The sequence below is a fragment of the Nocardiopsis listeri NBRC 13360 genome (assembly GCF_001570765.1).
Taxonomy (GTDB): Bacteria; Actinomycetota; Actinomycetes; order Streptosporangiales; family Streptosporangiaceae; genus Nocardiopsis; species Nocardiopsis listeri.
Window position 1 is genome coordinate 97,779 of the sequence record NZ_BCSH01000007.1, and the last position, 19,974, is coordinate 117,752.

The 19,974-nt window shown below is 69.2% G+C and carries 21 protein-coding genes; 8 read left to right on the forward strand and 13 right to left on the reverse strand.

The window, feature by feature from the left end; genetic code table 11:
- Positions 1-23: 23 nt before the first annotated feature.
- The 7 genes from NLI01S_RS03025 to NLI01S_RS03055 form a co-directional block, all read right to left on the reverse strand.
- A complete protein-coding gene (locus tag NLI01S_RS03025; protein ID WP_067598724.1) occupies positions 24-923 on the reverse strand; it encodes a sugar phosphate isomerase/epimerase family protein in 900 nt (299 codons plus the stop codon).
- Entirely contained in the window at positions 920-2,080 is a 1,161-nt protein-coding gene (locus NLI01S_RS03030; protein ID WP_067598727.1) for a dihydrodipicolinate synthase family protein, read from the reverse strand. Before NLI01S_RS03030 ends, NLI01S_RS03025 begins: the two co-directional genes overlap by 4 nt.
- Entirely contained in the window at positions 2,077-3,231 is a 1,155-nt protein-coding gene (locus NLI01S_RS03035; protein WP_067598730.1) for a Gfo/Idh/MocA family protein, read from the reverse strand. Before NLI01S_RS03035 ends, NLI01S_RS03030 begins: the two co-directional genes overlap by 4 nt.
- A gap of 850 nt (positions 3,232-4,081) precedes the next feature.
- Positions 4,082-5,050 carry an exonuclease domain-containing protein gene (locus tag NLI01S_RS03040; RefSeq protein ID WP_067598733.1) on the reverse strand — a complete coding sequence of 323 codons (969 nt, stop codon included), beginning with the start codon at positions 5,048-5,050 and terminating at the stop codon, positions 4,082-4,084.
- 67 nt (positions 5,051-5,117) lie between these two features.
- The gene (locus NLI01S_RS03045; protein WP_067598739.1) at positions 5,118-6,848 is read right to left on the reverse strand and encodes a serine/threonine-protein kinase; all 1,731 of its coding nucleotides are present in this window, start codon (positions 6,846-6,848) and stop codon (positions 5,118-5,120) included.
- Between the two features lie 158 nt (positions 6,849-7,006).
- Entirely contained in the window at positions 7,007-7,843 is an 837-nt protein-coding gene (locus NLI01S_RS03050; protein WP_190318342.1) for an alpha/beta fold hydrolase, read from the reverse strand.
- Positions 7,844-7,890: 47 nt separating this feature from the next.
- Complete coding sequence (locus tag NLI01S_RS03055; protein ID WP_067598745.1) at positions 7,891-8,367, reverse strand: GbsR/MarR family transcriptional regulator; 477 nt, start codon at positions 8,365-8,367, stop codon at positions 7,891-7,893.
- A 145-nt stretch (positions 8,368-8,512) separates the two neighbouring features.
- Between NLI01S_RS03055 and NLI01S_RS03060 the strand changes: the two genes are divergently transcribed.
- The 4 genes from NLI01S_RS03060 to NLI01S_RS03075 are packed head-to-tail and all read left to right on the forward strand — an operon-like array spanning position 8,513 to position 11,567.
- Positions 8,513-9,451: a metal ABC transporter substrate-binding protein gene (locus NLI01S_RS03060; RefSeq protein WP_067598748.1), complete on the forward strand. Its 939-nt coding sequence runs from the start codon at positions 8,513-8,515 to the stop codon at positions 9,449-9,451.
- 32 nt (positions 9,452-9,483) lie between these two features.
- The gene (locus NLI01S_RS03065) at positions 9,484-10,227 is read left to right on the forward strand and encodes a metal ABC transporter ATP-binding protein (RefSeq protein WP_067598752.1); all 744 of its coding nucleotides are present in this window, start codon (positions 9,484-9,486) and stop codon (positions 10,225-10,227) included.
- Positions 10,215-11,090 carry a metal ABC transporter permease gene (locus NLI01S_RS03070; RefSeq protein WP_067598755.1) on the forward strand — a complete coding sequence of 292 codons (876 nt, stop codon included), beginning with the start codon at positions 10,215-10,217 and terminating at the stop codon, positions 11,088-11,090. Before NLI01S_RS03065 ends, NLI01S_RS03070 begins: the two co-directional genes overlap by 13 nt.
- A 57-nt stretch (positions 11,091-11,147) precedes the next feature.
- Positions 11,148-11,567, forward strand: a complete 420-nt coding sequence (locus tag NLI01S_RS03075; protein WP_067598758.1) for a DNA-binding protein — start codon at positions 11,148-11,150, stop codon at positions 11,565-11,567.
- A gap of 67 nt (positions 11,568-11,634) precedes the next feature.
- Here NLI01S_RS03075 and NLI01S_RS03080 read toward each other — a convergent pair whose 3' ends face one another.
- On the reverse strand, positions 11,635-12,444 hold the full coding sequence (locus NLI01S_RS03080) for a thioesterase family protein (RefSeq protein ID WP_067598761.1): 810 nt from the start codon (positions 12,442-12,444) through the stop codon (positions 11,635-11,637).
- Positions 12,445-12,621: 177 nt separating this feature from the next.
- On the opposite strand from NLI01S_RS03080, the gene NLI01S_RS03085 reads away from it, so the two are divergent.
- On the forward strand, positions 12,622-13,308 hold the full coding sequence (locus NLI01S_RS03085; protein WP_067598764.1) for a GNAT family N-acetyltransferase: 687 nt from the start codon (positions 12,622-12,624) through the stop codon (positions 13,306-13,308).
- Between the two features lie 9 nt (positions 13,309-13,317).
- Here NLI01S_RS03085 and NLI01S_RS03090 read toward each other — a convergent pair whose 3' ends face one another.
- Positions 13,318-13,812: a hypothetical protein gene (locus tag NLI01S_RS03090; protein ID WP_223809085.1), complete on the reverse strand. Its 495-nt coding sequence runs from the start codon at positions 13,810-13,812 to the stop codon at positions 13,318-13,320.
- Positions 13,813-14,084: 272 nt separating this feature from the next.
- Here NLI01S_RS03090 and NLI01S_RS03095 point away from each other — a divergent pair, with 272 nt between their 5' ends.
- Complete coding sequence (locus NLI01S_RS03095) at positions 14,085-14,606, forward strand: GNAT family N-acetyltransferase (protein WP_067598767.1); 522 nt, start codon at positions 14,085-14,087, stop codon at positions 14,604-14,606.
- A gap of 135 nt (positions 14,607-14,741) precedes the next feature.
- Entirely contained in the window at positions 14,742-14,900 is a 159-nt protein-coding gene (locus NLI01S_RS25545; protein WP_157090930.1) for a hypothetical protein, read from the forward strand.
- A 21-nt stretch (positions 14,901-14,921) separates the two neighbouring features.
- Here NLI01S_RS25545 and NLI01S_RS03100 read toward each other — a convergent pair whose 3' ends face one another.
- Together NLI01S_RS03100 and NLI01S_RS03105 are read right to left on the reverse strand one after the other, a co-directional pair.
- On the reverse strand, positions 14,922-15,911 hold the full coding sequence (locus NLI01S_RS03100) for a GNAT family N-acetyltransferase (RefSeq protein ID WP_067598770.1): 990 nt from the start codon (positions 15,909-15,911) through the stop codon (positions 14,922-14,924).
- Between the two features lie 410 nt (positions 15,912-16,321).
- Entirely contained in the window at positions 16,322-16,810 is a 489-nt protein-coding gene (locus NLI01S_RS03105; protein WP_067598948.1) for an anthrone oxygenase family protein, read from the reverse strand.
- Positions 16,811-17,114: 304 nt separating this feature from the next.
- Between NLI01S_RS03105 and NLI01S_RS03110 the strand changes: the two genes are divergently transcribed.
- The gene (locus tag NLI01S_RS03110) at positions 17,115-18,716 is read left to right on the forward strand and encodes an OmpA family protein (protein WP_067598773.1); all 1,602 of its coding nucleotides are present in this window, start codon (positions 17,115-17,117) and stop codon (positions 18,714-18,716) included.
- A gap of 394 nt (positions 18,717-19,110) precedes the next feature.
- Here NLI01S_RS03110 and NLI01S_RS03115 read toward each other — a convergent pair whose 3' ends face one another.
- Positions 19,111-19,749, reverse strand: coding sequence for a DsbA family oxidoreductase (locus tag NLI01S_RS03115; RefSeq protein WP_067598776.1), 639 nt, complete (start codon positions 19,747-19,749; stop codon positions 19,111-19,113).
- 12 nt (positions 19,750-19,761) lie between these two features.
- Positions 19,762-19,920 (reverse strand): hypothetical protein, encoded by a 159-nt coding sequence (locus NLI01S_RS03120; RefSeq protein WP_157090931.1) that lies wholly within the window; start codon positions 19,918-19,920, stop codon positions 19,762-19,764.
- Positions 19,921-19,974 lie beyond the last annotated feature (54 nt).

Sequence of the window (19,974 nt, forward strand, 5' to 3'; positions counted from 1 at the left end):
CTGGCGGCGGGGTCGGATGTGGTTCACAGGACGTGCTGAACGTGGCGGCGGGCCATGGTCGCGATGACGTCGTCACCGTCGGCGGCCCACACATCGGCGTTGAAGACCTCCCACTCGACGTCGCCCTCATAACCGGCGGCCCGCACCGCCCGGTACAGGGAACGAACATCGATGTGGCCGTCGCCGACCATGCCCCGACCCAACAGCGGGTCGGCGGGCAGGGGAAGGACCCAGTCGCACACCTGGAAGGAGGCGATGCGTCCACGCGGACCCGCCCAGGCGATGTGCTCGTACACCGTCGGGTCCCACCACACGTGGTAGGTGTCCACCACCACGCCCACCTGCTCCGCGGGGAAGGGTTCGGCCCACTCCAGGGCCTGGCCCAGGGTGGACAACACCGCACGATCGGCACAGAACATCGGATGCAAGGGCTCCAACCCCAACCGCACACCGCGTTCGGCCGCGTAGGGCGCCAACACCTGTAGGGCCTCGGCCACCCGCTCCCGGGCGCCGACCAGGTCGCGGTCGCCTTCGGGGAGGCCTCCCACCACCATGACCAGGACGGGGGCACCCAGCTCGGCGGCCTCGTCCAGTGCTCGGCGGTTGTCGTCCAGTGCCGCCGCGGGGTCGGGGCCGGTGAGGAACCCGCCCCGACAGTAGGTGGACACCCGCAGACCCGAGTCGCGCAGCAGACGAGCCGACACCGCGAGCCCGGCCTCGGCGACCTGTTCGCGCCAGGGACCGATAGCGGGCACGCCCGCGCGCAGGCAGCCCTCCACCGCCTGCCGCAGACTCCAGTACTTGGTGGTGGCCTGATTGAGGGAGAGCCGCGACAGGACCGCGTCGCCCGGGACCGGGGTGGGCACCGTGGCCTTGCTCCCGGAAGGCACGTCCACGTCGGTGACCTGAGGGACGATGGTCATCGCTCCACCCCCGAAACACGCAGCAACCGGCCCATGCGCTCCATCGCCAGGTCGGGGTCGCTGAGCGCCCCGGCCCGATCCGCCAGGCGCAGGATCTGCGCCAGGTGGGGCAACGAACGCGCGCTGTGCAGCCCACCCACCATGTGAAAGCCCTTCTGGTGGCCGTTGAGCCAGGCCAGGAAGGTGATCCCGGTCTTGTAGTAGAAGGTGGGAGCGGAGAACAGGTGCCGGGCCAAGGGCACGGTGGCGTCCATAAGCTCGCGGTAGCGAGCCGTGTCGCCGTCGTCCAGCGCCGCAAGGGCACGACCGGCCACCGGGGCGATGGCGGCGAAGACGCCCAGCAGGGCGTCGGAGTGGCCGTACTCATCACCTTGGATCAGCTCGGGATAGTGGAAGTCGTCGCCGGTGTACAAGCGCACCCCTTCGGGGAGCAGTCGACGCAGACGCACCTCCAGGTCGGCGTCGAGCAGGGACACCTTGATGCCCTCCACGCTCGCGGCGTGATCGGAGATCAGCTCGGCCACCGGTTCGATCGCCTCGGCCGGGTCGCGGTACCCCCAGTAGCCGGCCAGGGCCGGGTCGAAGGCCTCACCGAGCCAGTGCAGGATCACCGGACGCTCGGCCCGCTCCAACAGTGAGGCGTAGACCTTGGTGTAGTCGTCGGGGCCCTGGGCCGCGGCGGCCAGCGCACGCGAGGCCATCAGCACCGGAGCGGCCCCGGCGCCCTGGACGGTGTCGAGTTGTTCGCCATACGCCTGGACAACGCTTTCCAAAGACTGCTGCGAAGACCCCAGCTGGTCGGTGCCCACCCCACAGGCCAGGGCGGCACCACGACCGGCGGCCTCGGCGCCCGAACGGCGGATCAGTTCGGCGGTGGCGGGCCAGTCCAACCCCATGCCGCGCTGGGCGGTGTCCATCGCGTCGGCCACGCCCAGCCCCTGGTCCCACAGGTGGTGCCGGAAGGCCAGGGTGGCGTCCCAGTCCAGGCGGGCCGCTTCCCCCGGCGCGTTGACGGCGGTGGGGTCGGCGACCACGTGGGCGGCGGCGTAGGCCACACGGGTGCGTGCGGGGGACAGGGGAGCGGTCTCGGCGCGGGGTCCGGTGGGGGAGAAGGGTGTGGTGCCGCCTTCGGGGGAGGGCAGCATCAGGTCGCTCATCGGGTCGTCACCTCACTCAGTTCCACGGTGCGTCCGGTGCGAGCGGAGTCCAGCCCCGCCTCGGCCATCTGGATGCCGCGCGCCCCGGAGAGCAGGTCGTGGGGGAAGTCGGTGCCCAGCACCACGTGCGCCAGGAAGGCCTCCCACTGGGCCCGGAAACCGTTGGGGAACTCGGTGTTGTCGGGAACCTGTTCCCACTGGTCGCGGTAGCCCCCGGCGTCGGCGGTGTCGGGGTCCCAGGTCGCCTTGGGGGTGGTGGAACGGTGCTGGATACGGCAGTGGCGCAGGCCGGCCACGGCGCTGCCGTGGGTGCCGTCCACCTGGAACTCCACCAGCTCGTCGCGGTCCACCCGCACACTCCATGAGGAGTTGATCTGGGCGATGGTGCCGTCGGTGAGTTCGAAGATGCCGTAGGCGGCGTCGTCGGCGGTGGCCCCGTAGGCCCGCCCCTGCTCGTCCCAGCGATGGGGGATGTGGGTGGCGGTGCGGGCGGTGACGGTGCGTACCGGGGAGAACAGGTGCTCCAGGACGTAGTGCCAGTGCGGGAACATGTCCAGCACGATGCCGCCGCCATCCTCGGCCCGGTAGTTCCAACTGGGCCGCTGTCCGGGCTGCCAGTCGCCCTCGAAGACCCAGTAACCGAACTCGCCTCGGATGGAAAGGATCTTTCCAAAGAAACCGCTGTCCACGAGTCTGCGGAGTTTGAGCAGACCGGGCAGGAAGAGCTTGTCCTGGACCACACCGTTGCGCACCCCCGCCTGCTCGGCGAGTTTGGCCAGCTCCAGGGAGGACTCCAGGGTGTCGGCGGTGGGCTTTTCGACGTAGATGTGCTTGCCCGCGGCGATGGCCGAACGCACCGCCGCCTCGCGTGCGTGGGTGATCTGGGCGTCGAAGTAGATCGAGATGCTGTCGTCGTCCAGCACCGTGTCCAGGTCGGTGGACCAGCGTTCGATGTCGTGTCGACGGGCGATCTCGCGCAGCTTGTGCTCGGAACGCCCCACCAGCACCGGTTCGGGGATGACTCGGGTGCCGTCGGGCAACTCCAGGCCACCGGCGTCACGGATCGCCAGGATCGACCGGGTCAGGTGCTGCCGATAGCCCATTCGGCCGGTGACGCCGTTCATCGCGATGCCCAGCACGTGCTCTGCCATGGGTTGTTACCACCTCTCTTTGAAAGCGCTTTCCAAAGCGTACGGCAAACACGACGATCACACCAGACCCACCTCGAGCGAGGGAGGATCCGCCGATCCGTCTGCGGACGACCGTACGAGCGGCCGGGACACACCCCTTACGCCACTCGGCTGGCGGCACCACAGCAGGGCGGACCGGGCCATATCGACGAGCAAACGCTTGCCAAGGGTCTCTGAGCGTGATCGGCCCTGTGCGAACACCCGAACGTGCGGGCCGCACGGAAAGATCATCCGAAAGGACCCGCTTCGAACTGCCGCTACGCGAGGAAAGAGCGGTCGTGGGCGAACCTTTCGCGTTACCGGTACTGACTGGGATGCAACCGGATCACAGCTTCTTGCGCACGGAAAGCGTTTGCACGAACGCGGGCCACATTCCCGTCCGGTGCACGGGCCCATTCCCAAGACGCCACCGACCGCACAGCGTTTCCGTTCAGGGGCGTCCCGCGCTTCCCGCCTCCCGATTCCGAAGGAAATCCGTCATGCGATCCCCGTGACCGACGAACCCCGGGCCCCGTCCGCACGATCCTGCCGGCCGGCAACGCCGCCCGGCAGGCCTCTCGGGTCGCAGAGAACGGCGGCAGCACCGGCGGTGAGGGTGGCGACGTCGTCACCGTCCAGGAGGGCGGCACCAACGTGGGGAACGACCACGACAGCTTCACCGGCGGCTACGACGGCGCCGTGGACGTCGAGCGCGAGTGGGACTTCGTGACCGTTTCCTGGAACCACTGCTTCGACCACGACAAGGCGTCCCTGGTCGGGAGCACTTGCGATGTGCGCTTCGAGCAGGCGTGCCGGCCTCGCCCGGTCCCTCTCAGGCCGAGGCCATGCCCAGGCGGACCATCAGCTCCGAGCCGGTGATGATGTCGATGCGCTGGCCCTTGGCGATGTAGGTCTCCGCCTGACGGTGCTTGGAGGTCTTGCCTCCATGGTCGCTGTCGCCGACCACCAGCACGTCGGTCTTCTTGGTGACGTTCTTGGCGGGGTGTCCGCCGGCCTCGGCGATGCGCTTCCAAACCTCGGGCTTGTCCATGCCGTTCAGGTCACCGGACACGCACACCGTACGACCGAACATCGGGCCGGCCGGGTCGGCGTCGGGGGAGGGCTCGGGCAGCGGGGACTGCGCGGCCCGCTGCCAACGACCGAACCTGTCCTCGGTGGCCGCCGCCCGTACCGTCGCCGGCGCGATGGGTGCGGGCAACATGGTGGCGGCGACCGCCTCGGCCCGGCGCAATGGCATCCGAGAGGCCCGCGCCAGTTCGGGCAGTGAGGTGGTGCCGTAGTCGCGCATGGCGGCGATCATGATGTGGGCGGCCGCCTCGGCGTCGGCGTCGGCCCGGTGGTGCTGGGTGATCCGGTGGCCGATGTGCGCGCACACCGTGGGCAGACGGTGGTCCGGCAATTCCCAGGTGCGTCGGGACAGGGCCAGGGTGCAGGCGTAGTCCAGGGCGGGCAGCTCTTGGCCGGTGTGGGCACAGGCCTGACGCAGCGCACCCATGTCGAAGGCGGCGTTGTGCGCCACCAGTGCCCCGCCCTGGGCGAACTCCAGGATCCGGTCGCGCACGCCGTGCCAGGTGGGCGCACCGACCACGTCGGCGGCGGTGATGCCGTGCACCGCGGTGTTGTGCCGGGAGAAGAACGAGACCTGCTCCGGTGGGCGGATCAGGGTGCTGTAGCGGTCCACGACCCGGCCTTGGTCGACGCGCACCAGACCCACCGCGCAGACGCTGCCGCGGTCGGCGTTGGCGGTCTCGAAGTCGATCGCGGTCCAGGTGTGGGTCACCCTGGTCCCTCCTTCTGCGCTCAGGGACGAACGCATCGAGGGTACCGCCGCGTGCCCACCGCCGTGGTCACGACGGGTCGAAGGAGGTGATGGCGTTCTCGCGCAGGTCGCCCTGCCGGGTCCAGCGGCTCTCCTCGGCGGCGAACAGCACCGTGTAGTAGTCACCGTTGGTCACCGTGATGTTGCGGGCCAGCAGGTGCCGGGGCACTCCGTTCTGAGACCAGGTGAACTCCCAGTCGGCGGCCGAGTGGAAGTCGGTGGCCTCGGTGACGTCCTCCACCCGGACCCGCTCGTAACCGGGGAAGCGTTCGGCGCCGCCGGAGACCTGCTCCTGGTCCAGTACGTGTTGGTGCTGGTCGTCGGTGGGATGGGGGGTGCGGTCCACCTGCAGGTAGGAGTTGTCGGTGTGGGAGTCGTAGAAGACGCTGTCGCCCTCGGTCCGGCGGACCCATCCGTCGGGAACGAGCATCGAGAAGCCCTCGGGGTCCTGGGTCCAGGTCATGCCCGTGGCGGTGGGGTCGCCTTCTGCGTCGGTCTCCACCACGGGGGTGGAGGGCGAGGCCTGGGGTTCCTCGGCCTCGGTGGGTTCCTCGTCGGACTCCTCCTCGGAGGCGCCGGTGCCGGCCGACACCACACCCTCCTCAGCGCTCCAGGGGTTGAACACGATCAGGGAGGCGGCCACCACCAGGGAGGCCAGCCCCAGGGTGAGCACGACCACCGGCCAGGACAGGCGACGTGGGCTCTGTGGGGTCACGGGCATGGTGCCCGCGCCGTTCATCTGGGTGGTGGGGATCGAAAGGTGCGGGGCCACCTGTTGGTGCCCCATCTGCTGCGGTGGCGGCCCATAGGGGTGTGGTGGTCTGGTGCCCGTGGGCGGGGTGCCCGGGGCGATCATGGTGGTGGGGGGTGTGTCCGCGCCGAGCGCGGCCGTGCCGGTACGGGGGCCGGTGGCGGGTCGTGGTCCGTTGTCGCCACCGTGTGCGTCCCCGCGTGCCGCGGCCTCCAGTAGGGTCCGGCAGCCGGCCTCGTCCAGGCGTCGGGCGGGGTCCTTGACCAGCATTCCCTGGATCGCCCCTCCCAGTGGGCCGGGCAGGACGTCGGGAGGTTCGGCGTTGAGCACCGCGTGCAGGGTGGCCGGGATGCCCTCGCGTTGGAAGGGGGAGAGGCCGGTGGCGGCCTGGTAGAGGGTGGCGCCCAACGACCACAGGTCACCGGCGGGGCTGGCCGGGGACGAGGCCAGGCGTTCGGGGGCCAGGTAGGCCGGTGAGCCCATCACCCCGGCGGTCTGGGTGACCGCGGCGGTATCGGCGATGGTGGCGATGCCGAAGTCGGTCAGGACCACCCGGCCCGAGTCGGCGACCATGACGTTCTCGGGTTTGACGTCGCGGTGGGTGATGCCCTGGGCGTGGGCCGTGCCCAACGCGTCGAGCAGGGACAATCCCCAGGCGGCGGCGCGCTCGGGCTCCAGCGGGCCCTGATCGCGCACGATCCGGTGCAGGGATTCCCCTTCCAGGAACTCCATGACGATCCAGGGGCGGCCGTCGTCCTCGATGATGTCGTGGACGGTCACGATGTTGGGGTGCCGGCCCATGGCGGTGGCCTGGGCCTCACGGCGGGCCCTGGCGGCCATGCGGGTGCGGTCGTCCTCGTCCAGCCCGGGGCCCAGGAGGATCTCCTTGACCGCCACGGTGCGGTTGAGCCGTGTGTCGTGAGCCTTCCACACCCGCCCCATGCCGCCCCGGCCGACCTCTGCACGCAATTCGTAGCGTTCGTGCAGTGTGCGTTGGGAATCGGCCACCGGATTACTCCTGACGGGGGTTGTGGGGCGTGGGGCCCAAGGGGAAGGGAAGGGGGCGCGCGGGGGCGCGGCGCGGTGGGGAAGTCCAGTTTACGGATTACCGGCCCTGCCTTGCCCAACGATCCCATGAGCCTCCGACCCGCCGTGCGTTCCAGGCCTCACGAACCGGGTTCGGTTTCGGTGAGGAAGTCGCGCACCAGGCGCCCGACCCGTTCGGGGGACTGGCGGTTGGCCCAGTGCCCCTGACCGGCGAGCAGTTCGACGCGGGCTCCGGGGACCGCGCGGGCGGCGGCGATGGTGGTGGCGGGCTTGACGCCGATGTCCTTCTCACCGGCGATGAACAGGGCGGGACAGCAGATCTCGCCCAGGCGTGGCCGCAGGTCCACGTTCATGCGCCAGGGGCCGATGGAGGTGTTCTGCCAGTCCGAGGAACCGGCCCCGTTGGCCTCGATCTCGGCCATGACCTCGTCGATGACCTGTTCCTGGTCGGGTGCGGGGCCGGCGAACAGCGTCTTGCGGACGAAGAGCCCCACCTTGTGCCGGTCACCGACCATCAAGCCGGGCAGCGTGGTGTTGAGCAGGCGGCTCTTGGCGGTGAGCCACAGGAGTTGGTGGTATCCGGGGGCGAAGGAGAGCACACCGCCCGGGTTGATGGCCACGATGCGTTCCACCCGCTCGGGGTGTTCGATGGCGGTGTCCAGGGTCATCGCCCCACCCTGGGACATGCCCACCACCCCGGCCCGATCCACGTCGTAGTGGTCCAGGACCGCCGTGACGCAGCGACGCAGGGCGGCGTGGTGGGCGATCCCCTTCCAGTCACGACTGTGTCCCTGCTTGGGCCAGTCGGGGGCGATGACCCGGTGGTCGCGGGCCAGGTCGGGGATGAGGTGGCGCCAGCTCAGGGTGGCACTGTCGGCCCCGCCCCCGCTCAGCAACAGCACCGGTGGGGCGTGCGCGGGGCCCCGGGTGATGACGCTCAGGCGCCCCTCGGGCATGTCGACGTGGTCGCGGTGGAAGTCATGGGTCTTCGGGCCGCTCTCGCTCACGAGGTGTCCTTTCGCTGTCGGTCCCGCCAACGGTCGAGCAGGGCGGGTAGTTCGGTCTCCAGGAACCCGTAGAGCTCGTGCACGTTCTCCAGACGCTCGCGTCGCTGCGGTGGGGCGTCCTCCAGTGCGGCCAGTCCGCGTTCGGTGACGCGACGAAAGTCCGTGGTCTGCGCGTAGCGGCGTTGGAGCATGCGGCTCCAGCCGTCGGCGGCGATACGGAAGTACTCCTGGCGGTGGCCGCGTTTGCGCACCCCCTCCACGAGCCCGCTGGGGGTGAGCATCCTGGTGGCGCTGCCGATGGAGCTACGGCTGACCTGGAGCACCTCGGCCAGACGGGCCGCGCTCTGTTCGGGCGGGTCACAGACCAGCAACCAGCCGATGACGCGTCCGGCGATCAGCGGCATGCCTTCGCGTTCGAAGAAGACCGCGAGGTCGTCGACGAAGGCGAGTTCGGCTTCGGTGGGTTCACTCATGCCTTCACCGTACAGTCATTGCAGTAATTACTGCAATGACTGCACTCCCTGCAACTCATCCGAGGGGCGCGAAACGGCCGTATCCCACACCGAGAAGTCGACAGTGGCATGTGTGGGTTCGTCTCGACTGTGGTAAAAGTTAGGCGTGCCAAACATTAGAGATGGGTTGTCTTCAAAGACCTGGTTGGTCACGGTTTGCGCCCTGGTCCCCGCTCTCAGCCTGACCGCCTGTACCTCCTCCACCGGACAGGCCTCCGACGACGACGGCCGCCCCCTGGTCCTGACCACCTTCACCGTTCTGGCCGACATGACCGAGAACATCGCCGCCGACCGTGTACGCGTGGCCTCCCTGACCCGCCCCGGCGCCGAGATCCACGGCTACGAACCCACCCCCGACGACCTCGTCCGCGGCCAGGACGCCGACCTCATCCTGGAGAACGGCCTGGGACTGGAAGCCTGGTTCGCCCGGTTCACCGAACGCGTCGAAGCCCCCACCGCCCTACTCACCCAAGACGTCGAGACCATCCCCATCTCCTCCGGCGACCACCAGGGCCAACCCAACCCCCACGCCTGGATGTCACCCACCAACGCCCTGACCTACGTCGACAACATCCAGACCGCACTGACCGAACTCGACCCCGAGGGCGCCGACGACTACGCCCGAGCCGCCCAGGACTACAAGGACGAGATCGGCGAGGTCTCCACCTACCTGGACACCGAACTGGCCGAGGTCCCCGACAACGCCCGCGCCCTGGTCACCTGCGAGGGCGCCTTCTCCTACCTGGCCCGCGACGCCGACCTGACCGAGCGATACCTGTGGCCGGTCAACGCCGAACGCGAAGGCACCCCCCAACAGATCGCCGCCGTGGCCGACTTCGTCCAAGACAACGACGTTCCCACCGTCTTCTGCGAGAGCACCGTCAACGACGGCGCCCAACAGTCGGTGATCCGCGAGACCGGAGCACGGATGGGACAGACCCTCTACGTCGACTCACTCTCGGAGGCCGACGGCCCCGTCCCCACCTACCTGGACCTGCTGCGCCACGACGCCGAGGCCATCGTCGAGGGACTGACCACCACATGAGCCGCCCACCCGCACAAGGCAAGGAGGAGACCGTGAGCGCCGCCATCGAAGTCCAAGGCGCCACCGTCCGCTACGGCGAGGTCCTGGCCCTGGACGACGTGAGCGTGTCCGTGCGACCAGGGCGGGTCTGCGGCCTGCTCGGCATGAACGGATCGGGAAAATCCACCCTGTTCAAGACCGTGCTCGGCCTGGCCACACCCGACCGCGGCCGCGTGCGCGTCCTCGGCATGAAGAGCGCCGCCGCCCGCCGCAAAGGACTGCTCGGCTACGTCCCCCAATCCGAACAGGTCGACTGGGCCTTCCCCGTCCGCGTCCGCGACGTGGTCATGATGGGCCGCTACGGCCACATGGGACACCGACGCCGACCGCGCCCCGACGACCGTGAGGCCGTCGAGCACGCCCTGGCCCGCACCGACCTGACCGATCTGGCCGACCGCCAGATCGGCGCGCTCTCCGGCGGCCAACGCAAACGCGCCTTCGTCGCCCGCGCCATCGCCCAAGGCGCCGACGTGCTGCTGTTGGACGAGCCCTTCGCCGGAGTGGACAAACGCTCCGAGGCCACCATCACCGACCTGCTCCTCCAACTGCGCCGAGCCGGGCACACCCTGCTGGTGTCCACCCACGACCTGTCCCAGGTGCCCGCGCTGTGCGACGAGGCACTCCTGTTACAGGGCCGGGTCATCGCCCACGGCCCACCCGAACAGGTACTCGAACCGGACGTGCTGCTGGAAGCGTTCGGCGTCCCGACCTCGAAAGGGGCCACATGGACACGGTGACCGCGCTCGTGGAATGGTTCACGGTGCCGATGCAGTTCGAGTTCGTCCAACGCGCCCTGCTGGTCAGCGTGGTCGCCGGGCTGGTGTGCGCCGTCCTCTCGTGCTGGATGACCCTGGTGGGCTGGTCCCTGATGGGCGACGCGGTCTCCCACGCCGTCCTGCCCGGGGTGGTGCTCTCCTACATGTTGGGGCTGCCCTTCGCCCTGGGGGCCCTGGTCTTCGGCGCGGGTTCGGTGGCGTTGATCGGGGTGGTCAACCGCACCTCCCGGGTCAAGGAGGACGCCGTCATCGGGGTGGTCTTCACCGCCCTGTTCGCCCTGGGACTGGTCCTGGTCTCCCGGGTGCCCAGTCAGACCGATCTGAGCCACATCCTCTTCGGTAACGTCCTGGGGGTCTCCGACACCGACATCCTCCAGGTGCTGGTCCTGGCCGCGGTGGTACTGGCGGTGGTCTGGTACAAGCACCGCGACCTGACCATGTACGCCTTCGATCCGGTCCACGCCCACGCCATCGGCGTCAACCCGCGCCTGCTGGAGACCCTGCTGCTGGGCCTGTTGGCGGTGACCGTGGTGGTGGCGCTACAGGCGGTGGGCATCGTTTTGGTCGTGGCCATGGTGATCATCCCCGGCGCCACCGCCTACCTGCTCACCGACCGCTTCGAGCGGATGCTGCTCATCGCCATGGCGGTCTCGGTCACGGCCTCGGTGAGCGGGGTCTTCACCAGCTTCCACCTGAACGTGTCCACCGGCGGGTGCATCGTGCTCGCCCAGGCCGCCCTGTTCACCGTGGCCTACCTGTTCTCACCCCGCCAAGGGGTGCTCTGGCGCGGTCGCACCGCCCGTGCCCTGCGCAACCGGGCTTGAACAATCCATTTTGAACATTCTGTTGACAACACTCTCTTGTCAACGCATGGTTGGACCATGAGCACCGAACAGCACCCCTTCAGCCGACCCGACCCCGAACGGGCCCGCCGCGCCCGCGCCCCCGAGGCCCTCTTCCGCATCACCGAACGCCACGCCACCGGAACGGCGCGCGACCTGTGGCAGGAGCGCCGCCTGCCCATGTTCGCCCACGAGGCCATCCAACGCGTGTGCGACCTGGCAGCCGGCAGCGCCGTACCCGACGAAGGCGCCCCGACCGTGGACGAGGCCGACCTGGCCGCCGCCCTGACCCTGGTGCCCCTGGCCCGCGCCGAGTTCGACCAGATGGAGGTCGGCCTGCTCACCATGGCCAAGGGGCGCGGAATGACCTGGCAGGAACTGGCCTACGGGCTGGGTCTGGGTACCGCCCAGGCCGCCCGCCAACGCCACGAACGCCTACAGTCCCGCACCGAGCACTGAACCCACCCGGGTCTGACCACGAACGGGCGGGCCCCGAAGGGTGCCCGCCCCCACACGCGAGTAGCCCTCAGACCAGCATGGCCAACTGGCGGGCCTGGGCGACCAGGGTGCCCTGACCGTCCCAGATCTCCATGTCCTCCTCGTGCAGACCATGGGACAGGTGCCTGGTGAACACCCGACAAGCCAACCAACCGGGGGCCGGCCGGGCGCGCACGTGGGTGCTCAACTCCACGGTGATCGTGCCGAACTCACCGATCTCCAGCACCGCCGGGACCGCGAAGTCCACCATGGCGGGCAGGGAGTGGGTGTCGGCGTCGCGACCGTCGGCGAAGCGCATCCAGAACTCGACCTCGGGACGGCCGTCCTTGCGCCCGTCCAACCAGGCGGGACGCCGCGGGTAGCGGTACTCGACGCGCCTGGCGATGGTGATGCCCTCCACCTCGCCGGAGAACTCGCTCGGCACCCGACACTCCTCGGGGGCCGGCAGCTCCGGGGGACCTTGAAGGTGCATCTCGCGTCCCTCCACGCTCAAATCGCCGTAGGTGGCGGTGGCGCGCAGGATCTCCTTGCCGCCCTGCTCGACCACGACGGCGCCGGTGGCCGTGCGGCGCCCCTCACGGATGGTCTCGGTTCGCAGGTTCGCCGGGCCGGGGACGGCGGGGCGCAGGTAGAAGGCGGAGACCGCCAGGGGGTCGGGCTGGGCGAGGGTCTGGCCCAGGGCGTTGAGGGCGGTGCCCAACACGTAGCCACCGTTGGGGTGGGAGGTGAAGGTGGTCCACCCGTCGGTGAGGGTGGCGGTGAACCCGCCATCGGCGCTCTTGTGGACACGGGTGTCCCGGTCGAACTCGTACTCTTCGGCGGGGCGATCTTGGCTCATGCACCAATGTTACCGGCGAGTAGCTTTGTCGGCCACAACAACCAGAATCCTATTCGGTCATCCGGTGACCACTCCATGCCCGCGGCGCCGCCTCCTCTGTCGTCCTCACCACGATGGGTGCACGAGGAACACATACAGGGTTTTTCCGCCGAGCCGGCCCATGACAGGCTCGACCCCATGATCGAGCCCCTCACACTGTGGGAACACCTGGCCGGAATCGAGGTGAAGGGACCTTTGACCGTGGCCGTGACACCCGGCTCACGTATCTGTCCGCGGGGTTGGTGTGGCATCGTCCACCTGGACGGACACACCCTGGCCACAGCGCCCACACCCGAACGCGCCTACGCCCTGCACACCGCGTTGGAGACCCTGGACCCGACTTCCCACACCGACCCCGAAGCCCTTGCCACCGTGCTCGACCTCGCGCAGGCGCGGGGGCCTGCCACCCTGGCCTACCTGCGCGAAGACGCCTTCCGGCACGTTCCCACGCCCACCATCACACGACTACCCGCCGAAAACCCGGCCGTTCGGGCACTGTTGGACCGGGCCGCCCCTGAGGAGGCGAGGGAGAGCGACCTGGCCGCCCTCACCCACCCCCTGTTCGTCCATCTGGAACAGGGCCGAGCCTTGGCCGCGGCCGGGTACAAGCCCTGGCCGAAGGACGTGGCCCACCTGTCGGTGCTCACCGACCCCGCCCACAGGGGTCGCGGTCTGGCCACACGGGTGGCCTCGGCCGCGATCACCCACACCCTGGGACGGAAGCTCCTGCCCCAGTGGCGCGCCCGCCCGCCGGCCCCACGCCGAGTGGCCACCCGGCTCGGATTCGAGGAGAGGGGCTCCCAACTGAGCCTGTCGATGCGCTGAGCACCCCCTTCAGTCCTCACCGTCCCCGGACCCGTGGTCGTACCGGGTACCGATGATGTCCCCCTGGGCCCGCGCACCACTCATGTCCACGTGGTCGCCCTTGTACTCGTGCATACCGCCGTGCACGTGCCCGGCCTGGATCACGAAGCTGCCACCCCCGATGTCACGGGCGGTGTTGACGATGGTGTCCCCACCCCGCTGGGGAGCGACCTCGTCCAACAGGGCACGCAACTCGGTGGCGGCCTGGGGGTCCTCACGCAGCAGACGGCGCAGCCGGGTCTTCCACTCCTGCTGTACCTCCTCCAAGAGCGTGGGATCCTCCTCCAGGTCCGCCCGGGAGCGCTCCAGCTCACCCAGGACCTCCTGCTTCCTGTCCACATCACCCTTGAACAGACGGGTGACCCAGGCCTGCACCACGGTCCAGCCGCCCTTGACCATCTCCTGGGTCAGGACCTTGGCACCCTCTTCGAACAACTCCACCGCGTCATCCTCCACCGTCGTCACCAGGACCCTCACCGACCCGGAAAGCCCCACGAATAAGACACGGTAGCCCGCCGAGCGGTTCCGCGTCGGGTCTGGGAAAAACCGCTTCCGGCAACAGCGAGACCACTGTTAACGTTGACCGACGCGGAGCCGAGAGCCAGCCACCGCAGACCGAGAACGGGTGAGTCGATGACCCTCAGAGCCGGTGCCGCCACGAGCAGCGCCCACAACGTCCCCGAACACCGGGCCCTGAGCTGAACAGACGACGGGGCCCACGAACAAAGGTCCTTGAGTTGTCCGACCCCACACGAATCTGGTCCACCCGACCCGAGACCGGTGCCGACATCGGCGCCATCCACACCATCAACGCGGCGGCCTTCGACACCGAGGCCGAGGCCGATCTGGTCCACGCCCTGCGCGCCGACGCCCAGGCCTGGATCGAGGGATTGTCGATCCTCACCCAGACCGACCACGGCCGGGTGGTGGGCCACGCCCTGTTCACGCGCTGTCACGTGGACGGCGCCCCCGCACTGGCGTTGGGCCCGTGCGCGGTCCTGCCCGCCTTCCAGCGCACCGGCGCCGGTGCGGCCGCCATCCACACCGGCCTGGAGAAGGCACGGCACATGGGTGAGAACCTGGTCCTGGTCCTGGGACACGCCGACTACTACCCAAGGTTCGGCTTCACCCCGGCCTCCGGGTTCGGTGTGCGCGCCCCCTTCGAGGTGCCCGACGAGGCCATGATGGCCCTGGCCTTGGACCCCTCGCGACCCACACCGCGCGGGACCATCCGCTACCCGGACGCCTTCGGCGTCTGAAGCCACCGAGTGTCCGCGCCCCGCCCGGGGCGCGGACACTCGGTGTCGGTGCAACCACACCAGGTGGTGACGGCGTTGGGGAACCCGAGAGGGGCCGACGACGTCGGATAGGGGACATCGAACGGAAGAGGAACCATGGGCGGCAGGTACGGACAGAGCATGAACCTGGGTCTGGGGGTGGCCCTGGGCGTGTCCTTCGGCCTGCTCTTCGACAGCCTGGCCCTGGGCATCGTCTTCGGCGCGGCATTCGCCCTGTGCTTCGGCGCCTACGGCTCCAAGAAGAACCAGGGCTGACCCCGACCCTTGCCACACCCCTCAACGCACGAGCAGACTCTCCTGCACCAGCAAACGCTCGGCCACACGCTCGTACATCAACGACCGGTTGACCGCCAGCATCGCCGTGTTCTCCTGGTCGATGGTCACCGCCAACGCCCGCACGTGCGGGAACAGATCATGCACCCGCAACGCCTGGGTGGCCTTGACCCGGCTGGCCAACCTCCGACGACGATGGGCCGGCATCACCGCGGTGTCGTGCTGATCGGCCACCACCCCACCGGTGACCGTGCACACGGTGGCCGCCACCACCTGATCCGACATCCGATCCAGCGCCGCGCCCACCACCAGACGTGAACCGTCCTCGGTGATCTCGCGTTCCCACTCGCGTACCTGCGCCGGTCCCCAGGAGCGGGCCACCATCTGCAACGCCGCTCCGGGCGCGTCCAACAGGTGTCCCATCACCCGCCCGAACGAGCGCACCAGCCCCTCGGGCGCGGGCCCCTCCCAGTGGGTGAGCCGATAACCGCGCGCCGGGGTGGCCGCCAGCGACCAACAGCGCCGCAGCGTGGTCTCGTCCAGGCACTGCTCTTGCAGCTCCAACCGCAACAGGGTGCGCAGGTAGGGGCTGGCCCGAGCGAAGTGTTCACCCGGCTCACCGGCCGGCACGGTGCTCTGGAGCCGCTCCATGCCCAGCGCCCGGGCCCGCTCGACCACCGTCTCGCGCAGCGCGCTCCCCATACCCATGCGGCGGGCCACGGGGGCCACGAACAGGCGCAAAAACCCGATCCGTTCATCATGGGGTTGTCCTCGCAGCTCGGCCACCCCCAGCACCGGATCTGCCGCCGACAGGCGCCCCGCCCACCGCCACCCCTGACCGGCCCGCCGCGAACGCAACCGCATCGCCAGGTCCTCGGCCCGAGGGGCCCCGCCCGACAACTCACCCCGCCCGGCGGTGAAGATCGCCGTCCAAGCGGCCAGATCGGAGTGCGGGGCCGTGACGGGGTCGAAGGGTTCCACGAGTGGGCTCACTCCAACACCGTTTCACATCCGCCCCCGCACTGTCCCCCTCCCACATGGGACACCTCGCCACCGGTCCCACCAGCGCAACCCCGACCGGGTGAGCCCACCGTTTTCCGCGCGTTGCCTCACGACGGGTTCCGGCGACCCCGCTTCCTACCGTCGGCCACGACATACGGTCCTCGCCCGGGAAGAGACGGATCTGGACCGCTCACACCGATGTGCGCGCCGCACACGCACACGCGGCCAACGTGTGGGGGAGGGGCCCAAGGACCTGCCCGGGCCGGGTCGCAGCGCCTTCGAACTCCTCGACGCCCTGGCGGAGGGGAGGGTCCAGGCCGACCCCACCCCCACCTTCGTGCCCTGAACGACCACACATCCCCAGGGTTTCGGTCCACTCACGCAACCGTTCAGGGCTTACCTCAGCGCAGAGACAAACCCACCACACAGCACACCAAAGCGACCACCGACATCAAGGTGCGCACATTGTTCCACCGCACCCACACCTGCTCGAAGGCGGACCGCGCCGCCGCCACGTCCTCGGCCTCCGCGGCCGGCCCCACCGCGTCCAAGGTGTTGTTGCGCGGAACGTTCACCGTGAAGGTGATGGCGACCGCCACCACCAACCCCGCCAACCCCACACCCGTCCAAAGCGCCGAGTGGTGCGCGCCGGCCGCGAAGAAAAGCGCCGTAGACCCCAGCACCGCCACCGGTGCACCCACGAACACCAGCGCGAACATCGGATTGAGGATGGCGGAGTTGATGCGCTGCATCGACTCCACCATCGCCCGGTCCCGCGCCCTGGCCAGACCGGGCATCACCGCCATCGAAAAACCCAGGAACAACCCCGCGAACAGGCCCGTCAACACCACGGCCAGCACCGGAACGAAGCCGAACACCACCTGTGTCACATCCACACGCCCACCCTCCCTCGCCGGGGACGACCACCCGGGGGAACCGCCCCACAACATCGAAGCACCTCCCCGCGCGGCGCGCTATGGCTCACCCTCACCGCCCACCCCGAGGCCGAGACCGAAACCGGACGCCCTCCCAACCGAATACCGTTCCTTGGGTGCGGGCCCCAGAGCCCGCACCGACCGGAGTCGCCTTGCCCGACGACCGAACCAGAATCGTCTCCCCAACGTCTGAGCAGCCAAGCGATCCACAACCCCCGGCCCTCCCCAACGGCCCAAGACGCACAAGGAGCCCCCGCACATGTCCCAACGAGCCCTCGGCGCGATCGGCGCGGCTCTGGCGCTGAGCCTGGCCCTGAGCTCCTGTGGTCTGCTCCGCGACCTCACCGACGCTGAGGACGAGCCCCCGCCGCAGGAGAACTCCGAACAGGCCCAGGAAGACCCCGCACCGGAACTGCCCTACACCCGCCAGGGACGCATGTTCGTCGAAGACGGCAACGACGTCGCCTTCGAAGTCGTCATCAACGCACTCGAATCCAACGGCGAGTACATGATGATCGACGTCACCCACAACATCCTCGAACCCCTGCCCGGCACCGTCACCAGCACCGTGGCCCCCATCCGCATGGTCGACCCGCTCTCCGGCGAGGTCCTTCGGGTGTTGAACAACGAAGAGCACGGCGAGAACTACGGCACCTACTTCGAGGAGGGCGACCCCTTCCTGCCCACCCACGAAGGCCTGCCCCTACCCATGCGCCGCTACTTCCCCGCCCCCAGCGAGGACGTGCAGACCCTCACCTTCACCGGCTCCGGACTGGGTTACGTCCCCGGAATCCCCATCACCCACGTCGACGAGTTCACCCAGGCCCCCGAACCCAACGTCTACGACCACATCGACCCCCACACCTGGGAACAGGGCGAACTGCCCGAGGAGATCTTCTACCCCGAGGACGTACCCGAACCGGGCCTGGACGTGGCCCCCTACCGCCAGTCCATGGAAAGCTTCGTCGACAGCCCCACCGCCTCCACCACCCGCTCCGGTGACCAGGAGACCATCGCCCTGCACTCGGACAACATGTTCGAGGTCGACGAGGCCGACCCCACCGACGAGGCGGCCGAGACCATCCGCCGGACCGCCGCCTCACTGCGCGAGAACCTGGCCCAGGGCACCGAGATCACCGTCATCGGCCACACCGACTCCACCGGCTCCCACAGCCACAACCAGACCCTGTCCCAGGAGCGGGCCCAGGCCGCACGCGAACTCATCGAAGAGGAACTGGGGGAGGGCTTCACCTTCGCCACCGAAGGACGCGGCGCCGACGAACTCCTGGCCCAGGAGGGCGAGGACGACGACGAGGAGGCCCGCGCCCGCAACCGCCGGGTGGAGTTCTTCTACGAGGTACCCATGGAGGCCACCGACAGCCAGGACACCGAAGGCCTGGAGGCCGCCCAACGCCACGTGGCCGACCCGGCCCCGTACTTCGAGGAGATGGACGTGCACACCACCGTCTCCCACAACGACATCGACCTGAACGTCTACCCGCTGGTACGCGACGGCGCCTACCTGTTCCAGGTGGTGGGCTTCCAGAACGCCACCCTGAGCGACTTGGAGGCGGACCTGGAGGGTGATGAGGCTCGCCTGCCGGGCAGCCCCGCCCAGTACGCCGAAGGCACCATGGGCGGCTTCCGTCTGGAGGAGGCCGACTCCGGGCTGATCCGCTACGTGATCCGCATCAGTACCGGCGAGGAGGAGTACGAGGACTTCGCCGACGAGATCCACACCCTCAGCCCCGGCGAGGAGTACCTGGCCCTAGCGGTCTTCCCCGCCCCGGCAGCCGAGGTCACCGAGATGACCCTGTACGCGGGCGCCTTCGGTGAGATCCCCCGGATCCCGATCCAGTAGGTCCCCGGCCACGACCCGGCGCCCCGCCTCCCCGCGCAGGGGGCGGGGCACCGACCCGTCAAGGAGGAGAGCACCGCCCGTCAACGCACCTCGTAGGTGGCCGTGGCCACCGCCGGCGCCGCATATCCCACAGAACCATGGACACGAACACCGACCCGGACCCCTTCGCGGTGGGCACGGTCAGTGACAGTGCGCCACCGGCCCAGCCGATGCCCATGCTCGAAGGGCTGTGCTTGCACCCTGTTCACCCGGTCCGGTGAGCACCTCCCCGGCAAGGGCGGTTCGACCTCCCCCAGCGGGTGAAAGCACCCCGCCCCGGGCCCGAACACGACGAAGGGGCCGGCGCCCTGCCTCGGACACCGGCCCCCGCACACCGATGGGAGGCGCCCTCCGATCAGCCCTGCTGGGCGTAGGCCTTGTCCAACGCCGCGCTGAAGACCTCCAGCGGCTGGGCTCCGGAGATGCCCAAGGCCCGATCCAAGACGAAGAAGGGCACACCCGTGGCACCCAGACGACGGGCGTCGTCGATGTCGGCGCGCACCTGGTCGGCGTATTGGTCGCCCTCCAACACGGCGCGGGCCCGCTCGGTGTCCAGGCCGATCTCACCGGCCAACTCCACCAGGGTGTCCACGTCGTTGAGCACACGTCCCTGCACCAACTGGGCGTTCATCAGCCGCTCGTGCGCCGCATCGCCCAGACCGTGTTCACGGGCCAGGTGGGTCAGCCGGTGGGCGTCGAAGGTGTTGACCATGACCCCGCCGGCGAAGTCATAGCTCAACCCTTCCTGGGCGGCGACCTGCTGGACCTGCTCGGTCATGGCCCGGACCTGCTCGCGTGGGGCGTTCATCTTCTTGGCCAGGGAGTCATAGACCGGCTCGCTCACCCCCTGGGGGAAGGTGGGGTCCAGCTGGAAGCTACGCCAGAGGACCTCGACCTCGTCGGCGTGCTCGAAGTCCGCCAACGCCCGTTCCAGACGACGCTTGCCGATGTAGCACCAAGGGCAGACGATGTCGGACCACACTTCGATTCTCAATGTCATCCCCGCTCAGAAACAGATCCCGTCCGAGCACACGGGCGCGTCCTCGGAACCCAACGTCACCAGACCCTCGACCGAAGGCAGGGCCTGTGCCCACTCCTGGTCTTCGGAGGCCGGTTCGAGCGGGCCCCGCTCATCCTGTTCGGACTCGCCATCGTTCAACTCCAAGGCCCCTTCCCGGTCGATGAGCGTCGGCTTCGACGATGCCGGAACGTCCGCCGC

Excerpts from the sequence above, each read along its gene's own strand:
- NLI01S_RS03025 (WP_067598724.1), bottom strand. The coding sequence starts at position 923 with ATGACCATCGTCCCTCAGGTCACCGACGTGGACGTGCCTTCCGGGAGC.
- NLI01S_RS03030 (WP_067598727.1), bottom strand. The coding sequence starts at position 2,080 with ATGAGCGACCTGATGCTGCCCTCCCCCGAAGGCGGCACCACACCCTTC.
- NLI01S_RS03035 (WP_067598730.1), bottom strand. The coding sequence starts at position 3,231 with ATGGCAGAGCACGTGCTGGGCATCGCGATGAACGGCGTCACCGGCCGA.
- NLI01S_RS03050 (WP_190318342.1), bottom strand. The coding sequence starts at position 7,843 with ATGCCCGAGGGGCGCCTGAGCGTCATCACCCGGGGCCCCGCGCACGCC.
- NLI01S_RS03055 (WP_067598745.1), bottom strand. The coding sequence starts at position 8,367 with ATGAGTGAACCCACCGAAGCCGAACTCGCCTTCGTCGACGACCTCGCG.
- NLI01S_RS03070 (WP_067598755.1), top strand. The coding sequence starts at position 10,215 with ATGGACACGGTGACCGCGCTCGTGGAATGGTTCACGGTGCCGATGCAG.
- NLI01S_RS03075 (WP_067598758.1), top strand. The coding sequence starts at position 11,148 with ATGAGCACCGAACAGCACCCCTTCAGCCGACCCGACCCCGAACGGGCC.
- NLI01S_RS03080 (WP_067598761.1), bottom strand. The coding sequence starts at position 12,444 with ATGAGCCAAGATCGCCCCGCCGAAGAGTACGAGTTCGACCGGGACACC.
- NLI01S_RS03085 (WP_067598764.1), top strand. The coding sequence starts at position 12,622 with ATGATCGAGCCCCTCACACTGTGGGAACACCTGGCCGGAATCGAGGTG.
- NLI01S_RS25545 (WP_157090930.1), top strand. The coding sequence starts at position 14,742 with ATGGGCGGCAGGTACGGACAGAGCATGAACCTGGGTCTGGGGGTGGCC.
- NLI01S_RS03110 (WP_067598773.1), top strand. The coding sequence starts at position 17,115 with ATGTCCCAACGAGCCCTCGGCGCGATCGGCGCGGCTCTGGCGCTGAGC.